Origin of the sequence: Rhizobium sp. CG4 (assembly GCF_023701965.1) — a bacterium.
Lineage (GTDB): Bacteria > Pseudomonadota > Alphaproteobacteria > Rhizobiales > Rhizobiaceae > Agrobacterium.
The window spans coordinates 22646-32308 of sequence record NZ_JABAEG010000015.1 but is presented as its reverse complement, the minus strand read 5'-3'; the positions used below and the strand labels follow the sequence as shown (position 1 = coordinate 32308).

Genomic DNA, 9663 nt, shown 5'->3' with positions numbered 1-9663 from the left:
GGTCGCGACGAAGGGTGCGTGCGATCTCGGCCTGACTGATCTTCTTCTCATTCATCCGTGCGATGATGCGGCGTTCGTCCAAACTCAGCTGCACAAAAGAGCGGGCCATTCCATCCTCCTGAAACCATGGCCATTATTGTCTTCGTTGCATTTGAAAATGGAATCTGCCCCCCTTACAACGCAAAGTTGCATAATTTGTATTATGGAACTCATGCGAAGCCACTTTACTCAAACTTATCGAAATCGCTGTAAAGCGGGAGCCGATGCGTAGGGTAACATTCATTTTCGCTTCTTTGATTCATTTTACCTGGCCGGTAGAGTCCTTTGCTCAGGACCGTGCGCCTATCTTTTCCCAACTTTCTCCGGAATCAACGACACAAACACATCTAGGAATGGGACTGCTCGACTACGGAAAGTTGATATTGCTCGATGCGGAAGACTTAGCGGAGCAAGGCATCGCCGACGCCTATCAACGCCTTCTTCCGGATCTCACCAAGTACGTGGCACACCCTGCAGATGTAACGGAACTCTTGGATGGAGATGTTCCAAGCTACAAAATCCGATACGGAGGGCAAGAATTTCTCATTTACTCCTCGCAGCAAGGTGGCACTGAAAGTGAGAGTTGGGGAAGAGCCACATACTTTTTCTTCCATATTATAAATGAGCAACTCACCGGTACTGGCATACAACTTTACGCGATAGACAGCGGTAACGAACTAGGTGCCCTTTTTCTGACACCGGAGGAAGCGAAGGAAGCTCAAAGTGCTCTGCCGCATAAGACCGATTGGCCTTACATTCCTACGCTTGACGACAGGTGGTACGGTCAATTTCATTGAGGTAAGTGGCCTCGAGACGCAGTCTGTTTTTTTATCGGAGATTTCCCGGAGTTTGCTCGTCAAGTCATCGTTGATTTCGGATTTTCGGAGACCGTTTACGTTGACATGTGCAGCGCGATTCAAGGTAGCTCTAAAGAGTGTAGACCTCGACAGTTCTGGTTTACTCGACAAACTAAGCTGCAATCGATCTCAATCGTCATAAAGACGGTTAGCTGCGTTGGAATTACGGCACATGCGACGTGCTTCTCTTTATCGCGGTACTCCGAAGACTTTTATAACAAAAAAAACACCGCAACCTATCCCATAGTCTGCACAGTGCTTCAGCCACTGTGACCTACGAAAGATGATTTCTTGACAATGTAAGGAATATTCCTTACCTTCCTCGTAGTTTAATTTGGAGCGAACAGATGGGTGCGCTGGTTAAAGAAGAGAGTACAATCACAGCCAAGGGACAGACGACCGTGCCGAAGGCAGTGAGGCAGGCGTTGGGAGTTGATTACGGAGATCGCATCGCGTTCGTTGTTGACGACCACAGGCGCGTCTATGTCGAGCGAGTGGATCAAAAGGAAAGCGATCCGGTGGTCGAGGGGTTCCTTGAATTGTTGGCACGGGACATGCTTTTGCGTCCCGACGACTCTATTGTCAAACTCTCGTCACCGCTTCGGGATCGCGTGCAGGCCCTGGTAGGTGGAATGGACATCGACCTTGATGCCGATATCGAAGGGGATGTAGCGCTCTAGTCATGCTTATTGTAAATAGTTGGACAATCTTAGCGCACCCTCTTTTTCTCGACCAACTGGAGAAGCTGACCTCTGCGGTTGAGAACTTAAAGTTCAAGAAACCAGAGGACTACCAGAGCCACGCGAATACCAAACTGCTTGCCGCTCTACACAAGCTCGTGTTCGAGACAATCCCTACTGATCCGACCTTGAGCGTCTATAGGCAAGGCGCGACGCTTGGAGCCGGATACAAGCACTGGTTCCGTGCAAAGTTTGGAAATGGTCGCTTTCGACTTTTCTTTCGGTATGACTCAAGCTCCAAAGTCATAATATTTGCTTGGGTCAACGACGATAAGACTTTACGAACATACGGTTCAAAAACTGATGCCTACGGGGTGTTCAAGGCAATGCTTGAGGACGGAAATCCGCCAGATAGTTGGGAAGATTTGCGTAAGATTGCATCAAACCCTGATGAAATCGCCCGGATCTCAAAAGCTCGCCGTTAGCATGGTGACATCGGAAGCTGTGTGACCGCATATTCACGCCCTGGAATGCAGATTAGTCGGCCTCCTCGCCCATCGCTTCGGCTCCGCCAATGTGCTTGGCGGCCGTCCGAACGTTTGTCGATTACTTCTCTGCTGTTCAGCAAGCACTAGGCCTCAATATTTTTCCACCAAAAATCAGCGGCGTAAAAGGCCTTTGCGACGCGGGCCTGGCTGGCTCTGAGCATGTTGGCGCGAAGGTAAACCGGTGTGCCCTCACACCGCTTCACCGCATTGCCCCTAAACCGGTGTGGCAGTGTACCATTTTGAAGGTAAAGGGCGAAAGAGTTGTGACGTCATACGACCAAACATGCATAGCGCTAAACCGTTTATGCGGTAATAGGGTTTAAATGCAAACCCTCAAACCTGCATATTGGCCATCATCTGTGCAGGTTCACGTTACACCCGTTTAGGGGTATCCCCTCCCATTTTGAGTTTGGTATTGTAGGGGCGTATCGAACCCAGACCTCAACTGGTTTTTATGGCTGGTTTTTATGGCAGGATAGTACATTTTGTGATACAAAAATGTACGGGCGGTCCATTGAGACCTTTGCGCGGCTTTCAGCCTTAGCGTGGCGTTCGCCACTTAGCGGCCTGACGGCCTCAGCGCCCAAGGATGGGCTTGATGGAAAAGACGAAAACGGCGGCAAATTTTGCGCCGAAAAGAACGAAACGGTTGTCGGAGACAAAGCATATTCGCTTTGCTGCTGGCGAACTTGCATTCATTGAGGCCATCGCGGAGCGCGAAAATTCGACCTTCAGCGACGTAGTTCGCCGGATGATCCGATCCGAAGCAGACCTTATTCCAATGGTAGACAACGCACTTCGCCCTGAAATTCAGGCGATGAATGAGCAGCTTCGCAAGGTCGGGATCAACTTGAACCAAGCAGTCCGAGCCATGAATGAGGGTCGCGTGAACTATCAGGAGGATCTTGAGCGCGCACTGATCGCCGTTGGGCTGCTGGTTGTCGAGCAGCGCAACGATTTGCGCGAGGCGTTGAAGAGGCCGAAAAAGCCGAGAGCGTCGGCTAAATGAGCAGTCGTCTTGCAACATTTGCTGAGGAGATTGAGCGGTATCTCGGTGTAAAACGAGATCCTGAAAGTGAGCGCGAGGAAAATCGTGCTGCTGCTGCACGCGAACGTGGTGGCGTGGCGCAAGCCAGGTCACGAGATCCTGAAAGTGTCGCTGGAAAGTTTGGGCCGAAGATCGTTCAAAGACGCAGGGTATCATCAGCGCAGAGTGCGGTTGTTCAAAATTCGTCGAATGCCAAGTGTGGTGTCAGTGGATTTGGACGAGCTCATCAAACAGGGAGTGGGGCCGGGCCTTCGTTGACCATGACAGGTTTTTCGACAAGTGCAGTACCCTCTGCTCAACTTGCTATCAGCGTGTTCAATGCGGTGTTTGCTGCGGAGGAAAAAGACGACGATAGCCTCATGCGTGCGAGGGGCGGGTCACGCCGGTCGAGTGATGTTCTCGGGTCTGCTGGCAGCTTCGCGTTGCCTGGTCAGGTTGCCGCCCGCGCTGCGTATTCTGCTGGCGCCCAAGAGGCTGTGTTCAAGGTTATATCGTCCACACCGACAAAAGTTCGTGCTGCCGCGCTGCTTGCATACGTTGGTACGCGTGAAGGCGAGGACGGAAAGAAGCAGGATATCGCGGTCTACACCGATGAAGGCCATGTGCTGAACGACGCCCAGGACCGGAAAGACTTCTTGGGTGGTTTTGCGGAGAGTTTCGAACCAGCGCTTCAGAACACAAATTTCATTGAAGTGAAATTCGTGATGCAGGATCCGGTGAAAGATGACGAGCTGCGTGACGCGCTCAATCAGGTGTTCGGTAGCAAGCCGTTTGTTTACGCTCGCTCGGGTCAGACGGTGAAGACCTATGCGCTAACGGATAAAAAAGCCGCGACTATCTCGAAAGTTCTGTCTGAAGGTCGAGAAAATTCCCGCAGCAAAATCGTGGAAAAGATCGAGGCAGGATTCCAAGATAGTCTTTCGCGTTCGAACATCGCAGCGTCGGCCGAGATTGTTGGTGCAGTCGGAAATGAGCGCCAGGCTGTCTATTTCCTTCAGAAGTTCATTCGTACCAACCGTAATGTCAAATCCGCGAACGGCGATCCGGCAAAGGGTGCCGGCAACCCGCAGCGCGCGGCAACCAAGCTGTTCGACAGCTGGAAAAAGGACATGGCCGGCAACGAGCGCCGCAATGCCTTCCATTTGCTGTTTTCCGCGAAGGCCGGGACAGATCCGCAAGCAGTGATGCAGGCGGCGAGGGCGGTTCTGGAAGACAAAGCCCACGGCCATAAATACGCTTTTGCCCATCATGGCGACACGCAGCATGTGCATGTTCACGTCATGGTGCAGGCAGTCAGTGATATTGGTGAACGACTGAACTTCAAAAAAGCTGACCTTTATGAATGGCGTGAGGCATTCGCTGAAAAGGCCCGTGAGAACGGTATTGCCATGGTTGCCACGCGGCGCCAGGAGCACGCTAAACCACGTCCATATACCAAGGAGCATGCTGGTGCGCTGAAAAGAGCGCAGCAGGACACAGGCTATAGCGTGTCGTCCGCGACTGAAAATCGGGTGCTGGACAAACGCTCTGGCATGATCGATCCGGAAACAGCGCGCCGTGATGGTTCCTCGATCGCGGCGGCATGGAGGCAGACGGCGCGTGTTATGGAAGATGCTGGCGTAGAGCCACGCTTTGTCGCAAACGCTGACCGTTTTGCAGATAACGTCGTTCGGTTTGTGTCGAAAGAAAACAGGCCGCAAACGGAGACGTCTCTAGAGGACTTGGACATGGCCCCAGCTGCCAAGTTGCTCGAGGAGATGGAAACCGCTGGTACCCCACGCGCGATGGCTCAAATAATTAATATGATCAATGAAACGTTGGACACGCTTTATGCTACACTCCGCGTATCAGACAGAGTGCGGTTCAATGAGCTTCGCGCCGAGCTTTACGAGGTTCTAAACGCACGTCATGCGAAGCTCGAGCAAGAATTGCACTATCCTTCCGGTGGTTCAAATAACAGCGATGACGGAAATCCAGATAATGTTGGCGCGCGAGAACTGAGCGCAGCACAGCAATCTGGCAATGAAAAGCCGACAGTGGATGCTGCGGTCAAAAAAAATGATGAGAAAAAGCTTGAGGTCAAGAAGCACAGCGAGACTATCAAAGCCCGGCGTCAGCGAGAGCGCGATAACGATAAGGGTCGGTAATTGGAGTGTTTGAGTAGCTGGTTCAGTTTTTTGACACCAACGGGTAATGCGTCACGATTACCCGTATGGTAATGTTTTTCAAAGTGTCATGAGTTCGATGCAGGACTGTTCATAAGGTGATTGGGAGTAGCTAGGATGCCAGGACTTCACATCAGAGATGAGACTGTTAACGATCTCGCGATAGCGGTCATGAAAGCTACCAATGCGCCGAATAAGACTGAAGCCGTGCGACGCGCCCTGCAGAACGAGCTCGCGCGGCTAAGGAAAGAAGTTCCTTTGAAAGAGCGTATCAAAGAAATTCAGGATCGCATCGAAAGCAGGATAGGTCCAAATCCGAAATCCGAGCCGTTCGACATGAAGGCTTTTATGGACGAACAATGGGAAAGATAGTTCTATTGACTAAGCTCGCGTGGCGGCATTTTCAGCATCTAGAGCCATCCGTGGTCGAGTATAACGTACCGGGGGCAAACCTCTTTGATTGAAAAACGAGGGGTCTTCTGATCTCGGTCTGCACTTACGGATCTACGGCGGCAAGCCATGCTCACACCTTGCTGCCAAGGATATCTCAATGGCACAAATGAGGATATCCAATCTTGGAGGTTTTGAGATGGGACAACTCTATATCAAAGACGAAGCCGTTTATGACCTGGCGTGGCGGTTATGAAGGCGACGAACACAGGGAGCACAACGGAAGCGGTTCGCCACACGCTTCAGGATGCATTGAAGCGTGCGCAGGAAGCCGTGCCTTTGCGGGAGCGCGTTCGAGAACTTCAGGATGCCGTCGCCGACAAGCGTGGACCAAACCCAACCCCTGTTGATCTGAAGAAAATCTCTGACGAATTGTGGGACGACTAATATATCTGAGTGCATCCGCAATGATTTCGATCTTGGCCAATGAGGATGATGACGGCGTTTTTTGGCAGAGATTGAGATGAGCAATGAGCCGATTGCGTAGACGTCGCTGACGACATATGCAGCGGTTGTCAGCTTGGCACAGATCTTCACAGAAAATCGGATCGGGTCCAACAAACCCATCCCGAAGGCGCTCTCGCGGCAGGACGCCGCGGAGTGAGGCGTCGGTCCATCGTCTTGGAGCTAAAGCCGAAGGGCTGTGCCCCACCCGCCCCGATCTGATCTTGCAAGGGGAGCAGCCACTCAGATCGGGGCTGGCCAGTGTGCCAGAGCGCGCCACCGCGGACATTTCAACTTTGCTGCCACAGGGTGACTGCTTTGTTTTTGTGCTGGCAATGGAACACCGTCTGCCCCGCGAAGGCGACGATTTCACGAAAACTGATATTGAGCAGGCATAACGCGACATAGTAGGCAACATATGCGGACGCTTTAACCGTGACACGACCTGAAGCAAGATCAACGCGCTCTAAGTCAATCTACATAAGAGCCCCCCACCCTCGAATATGCCGCTTCGATACTACATTGCGCCCATCCGACGATCCTTGCTCGGTGTTATCCCGATTTGGAGGTGGCCCCCGAAGCACGAATAAGTTCCGTTGGGTAATAATTTGGATCGGATCACCTCTTCAGATGATAAGTCATATGGTCCTTCAGTTCTTTAAGTATGAGTGTATTTTCCGTTCTCCATCCCTTTCAATTCGAGCGCCCTCGCGTTAGTCCCTTCATCATTGATCGGGGATGTAGTAACCGTCCTCGAACGGCCCCATGGCCTTTAGGTGGGACACCTTGGACATACGAGTAGGGCTCCCCGACCATATGCCACCCTGAACATAGCTGCTATGATCATGTCCGGATTTCAGTTTATCTGAGCCTCACGAGATAGCTCGGTTATTTTGCAAATGATATATCTCCAAAGTCTGCCGATGGGTTAGAGGTGCATCGTTTGTCGCTCAGCGCAGAGCAGTAAAACCGAGGGCTAACGGCGACAACAGCCAGCGTTAGGCCGATTGAAGTGCGGGCCGCTCCTTCGTTGAGACGGCCCGCTAGGTGGATGATCGAGGGCAAGACCACTGTAAGCGCTGCAAGAGTTTTCACGGCTTTATCTATAAAGATTGCCATTACCTGAAACGCAGAGCAAACGCCTGTAGATCGGACGTATTCTAGATACACCCAGATATTCGGTCTATTCGCTCTCTGGTTCGCTTCCTGTAAGCTAATCGTCGACCGCCACCTATTCAAACCCTAAGAGGTTATCGCTCATTCACAAGGCGCGGATACTTGGCGGTATCCCGGATCGTAAACTCCGCCTTTTGCCAAAAGCGCCCAAATGATGCGCGCGATACGGTTCGCCACAGCGGTAGCGGCGACTTTGAACGGTCGTCGTGTACGCAACCGAACGGCCCAACGACCTATCGGAGTTTTGCTATCTCGAACTATAAGCGTTGTAGCCCCCAGATAAAGCATGGTTCGGAGTTCGGTATTCCCCATTTTCGTGATGCGCCCTAAAAGCGAACGACCACCGCTAGAATGCGTACGAGGAGTTAGACCCAGCCAGGACGAGAAATTGCGACCAGAGGGAAACCGATGAATATCAGGTACTGTCGCAATAACGCACATCGCGGTTTTCGGTCCAACACCGGGTATAGTTAGAAGCCTACGTGCATCCTCATCGCCTGCCACGCGGCGTTCAATCTCTTTGTCTAGTTTCATGATCAAGTCATTTAATCGAAGCATCTGATCGCTAACGTCGGTAAGGGCCTGCTTCATCACGGTGGGCAAGACGGTATCGGTTGCGTTCTCCATCAACTTAACCAGTTTAGAAGAATTCCTAACGCCCCTTGCCGCTACTAAGCCGGCCTCCGCTAAGTGTCCTCGAAGCGCGTTGACGAGTTGAGTCCGTTGCGAAACGAAAAGGCTACGGGTTCGAAAAATCGTAACCGCCGCTTGTTGGTTTAGGGTTTTGACCGGGACAAAGCGCATTGTTTTTTGCACAAGCGCAACGTTGATCGCCTCTGCATCGTTCGCGTCTGTTTTGCCTCGTTTCACGAACGGCTTTACGTAGCCCGTATGGACCAAACGCACCTCATGACCGAGCTCTGATAACTGGCGCGCCCAGTAATAACTTGTAGCGCAGGCTTCTATTCCGATGAGGCAAGGATTGAGCTTGCTGAAGAACTCCAGAACGTTCTCCCGTTTGATTTGCGTGTTGAAGAGGGTCTCTCCGCTCGCATCTGCTCCGTGCGCCTGGAATACCTGCTTGGCTATATCAAGTCCCACCGTTGCCACGCCGTGCATCGCTCGCTCCCTTGACACCCCGAGGGTCATCAGTACCAAGATATCATCGGTCGATTTCAGATTTATGATGCGATTCGCTATGCGCGCGACCGTGGTAAACCACACCCCTAGAGCAATGTGGAGTGGCATTAGCCCACTATCGCAGCTAGGATCGCTGCTTAGAAGAATCGATGGTGAAGGCGATGAAATCGGATATCGGACATCTTCCGCAGGCAAAGCAGGTCGAACTGGAAAAGATCGTCCGCATCATCCAGGAAGAGTTTGCTGGCGTGGTCGAGCGTTCGAAGTCGGATGCGAAAAAAGACGGGCGGATCTACAAGATCATCCTGTTTGGTTCCTACGCCCGCGGCACCTTCGTCGACGAACCGCATACCTCGAAAGGCTATCGTTCAGATTTCGATATTCTGGTCATCGTCAGCAACAAGGAACTGGCCGACCCAAAATACTGGGACAAGGCCACCGACAGGGTGATGTGGGACAAGGAAATCGAAACGCCGGTTGGCCTGATCGTGCATGGTGCCCGCGAGATCAGTAATTTCCTGCATGACGGGCAGTATTTCTTTGTCGATCTCGCTCGTGAAGGCATCATTCTCTACGAGTTCGATGACCGGCCATTGGCCGAACCAAAGCCGCTCAGCCCAGCGGATGCGCTGAGGGTGGCAGAGGAACATTTTAACGAGGGAACTGCTGCTGCAGGCTCGTTTCTCGACACGTCGAGATATCTGACACAAAAAAGGCGGCTAAAGCACGCAGTTTTCGAACTGCACCAAGCAGTCGAATCTGCCTATTCCTGTTACCTACTTACGCTGACCAACTACTCCCCGCCCTCGCACAATCTGAAATTTCTGCGCGGGCTTTCCGAGGATCGTGACCGTCGTCTCGTCGATATCTGGCCGCGTGACCACCAACGCTTTACCGCATGGTACAACATTCTCAACGAAGCCTACGTCAAGGCGCGCTATTCAAAACAGTTCGAGATCAGCGAAGAGGCACTTGCCTGGCTTCAGGAAAGGACGGCTGAACTCCATACCCTGCTAGAAGCGCTCTGCGGCGAGCATATCAAGCAGCTGCAGCAGGCAGCCAAGGCGACGGGCATTTCGTAGTAACACTACAGGGCAATTTCAAAGTCGACGCTCT

10 protein-coding genes are annotated in these 9663 nt (G+C 52.2%); 8 read left to right on the top strand and 2 right to left on the bottom strand.

Annotated features, from left to right (window positions below; translation table 11 throughout):
- Positions 1–109, bottom strand: a 109-nt coding sequence (locus tag HGO37_RS26445; RefSeq protein WP_285201091.1) for a helix-turn-helix domain-containing protein, incomplete at its 3' end; no start/stop codon positions are given.
- A gap of 154 nt (positions 110–263) precedes the next feature.
- Between HGO37_RS26445 and HGO37_RS26085 the strand changes: the two genes are divergently transcribed.
- From HGO37_RS26085 to HGO37_RS26055, 7 genes are all read left to right on the top strand, one after another.
- Positions 264–836, top strand: a complete 573-nt coding sequence (locus HGO37_RS26085; protein ID WP_250985926.1) for a hypothetical protein — start codon at positions 264–266, stop codon at positions 834–836.
- Positions 837–1243: 407 nt separating this feature from the next.
- Positions 1244–1576: a type II toxin-antitoxin system PrlF family antitoxin gene (locus HGO37_RS26080; RefSeq protein ID WP_250985925.1), complete on the top strand. Its 333-nt coding sequence runs from the start codon at positions 1244–1246 to the stop codon at positions 1574–1576.
- A gap of 2 nt (positions 1577–1578) precedes the next feature.
- A complete protein-coding gene (locus HGO37_RS26075; protein WP_250985924.1) occupies positions 1579–2061 on the top strand; it encodes a type II toxin-antitoxin system YhaV family toxin in 483 nt (160 codons plus the stop codon).
- Positions 2062–2722: 661 nt separating this feature from the next.
- A complete protein-coding gene (locus HGO37_RS26070) occupies positions 2723–3133 on the top strand; it encodes a hypothetical protein (protein WP_250985923.1) in 411 nt (136 codons plus the stop codon).
- Positions 3130–5319 carry a relaxase/mobilization nuclease domain-containing protein gene (locus tag HGO37_RS26065; RefSeq protein ID WP_250985922.1) on the top strand — a complete coding sequence of 730 codons (2190 nt, stop codon included), beginning with the start codon at positions 3130–3132 and terminating at the stop codon, positions 5317–5319. The genes HGO37_RS26070 and HGO37_RS26065 overlap by 4 nt, the downstream gene beginning before the upstream one ends.
- Before the next feature lie 135 nt (positions 5320–5454).
- Positions 5455–5709: a type II toxin-antitoxin system VapB family antitoxin gene (locus tag HGO37_RS26060; protein WP_250985921.1), complete on the top strand. Its 255-nt coding sequence runs from the start codon at positions 5455–5457 to the stop codon at positions 5707–5709.
- 270 nt (positions 5710–5979) lie between these two features.
- Positions 5980–6174 carry a type II toxin-antitoxin system VapB family antitoxin gene (locus HGO37_RS26055; RefSeq protein ID WP_250985920.1) on the top strand — a complete coding sequence of 65 codons (195 nt, stop codon included), beginning with the start codon at positions 5980–5982 and terminating at the stop codon, positions 6172–6174.
- Between the two features lie 1314 nt (positions 6175–7488).
- Here HGO37_RS26055 and HGO37_RS26050 read toward each other — a convergent pair.
- Positions 7489–8526 (bottom strand): IS110 family RNA-guided transposase, encoded by a 1038-nt coding sequence (locus tag HGO37_RS26050; RefSeq protein ID WP_250985919.1) that lies wholly within the window; start codon positions 8524–8526, stop codon positions 7489–7491.
- A gap of 182 nt (positions 8527–8708) precedes the next feature.
- Between HGO37_RS26050 and HGO37_RS26045 the strand changes: the two genes are divergently transcribed.
- Positions 8709–9629: a nucleotidyltransferase and HEPN domain-containing protein gene (locus HGO37_RS26045; RefSeq protein ID WP_250985918.1), complete on the top strand. Its 921-nt coding sequence runs from the start codon at positions 8709–8711 to the stop codon at positions 9627–9629.
- The last annotated feature ends 34 nt before the right edge of the window (positions 9630–9663 follow it).

Bases quoted from the DNA above. Each gene is read 5' to 3' on its own strand.
- HGO37_RS26080 (WP_250985925.1), top strand. From the start codon at position 1,244: ATGGGTGCGCTGGTTAAAGAAGAGAGTACAATCACAGCCAAGGGACAG.
- HGO37_RS26055 (WP_250985920.1), top strand. From the start codon at position 5,980: ATGAAGGCGACGAACACAGGGAGCACAACGGAAGCGGTTCGCCACACG.
- HGO37_RS26075 (WP_250985924.1), top strand. From the start codon at position 1,579: ATGCTTATTGTAAATAGTTGGACAATCTTAGCGCACCCTCTTTTTCTC.
- HGO37_RS26045 (WP_250985918.1), top strand. From the start codon at position 8,709: ATGAAATCGGATATCGGACATCTTCCGCAGGCAAAGCAGGTCGAACTG.
- HGO37_RS26070 (WP_250985923.1), top strand. From the start codon at position 2,723: ATGGAAAAGACGAAAACGGCGGCAAATTTTGCGCCGAAAAGAACGAAA.
- HGO37_RS26085 (WP_250985926.1), top strand. From the start codon at position 264: ATGCGTAGGGTAACATTCATTTTCGCTTCTTTGATTCATTTTACCTGG.
- HGO37_RS26060 (WP_250985921.1), top strand. From the start codon at position 5,455: ATGCCAGGACTTCACATCAGAGATGAGACTGTTAACGATCTCGCGATA.
- HGO37_RS26065 (WP_250985922.1), top strand. From the start codon at position 3,130: ATGAGCAGTCGTCTTGCAACATTTGCTGAGGAGATTGAGCGGTATCTC.
- HGO37_RS26050 (WP_250985919.1), bottom strand. From the start codon at position 8,526: ATGCACGGCGTGGCAACGGTGGGACTTGATATAGCCAAGCAGGTATTC.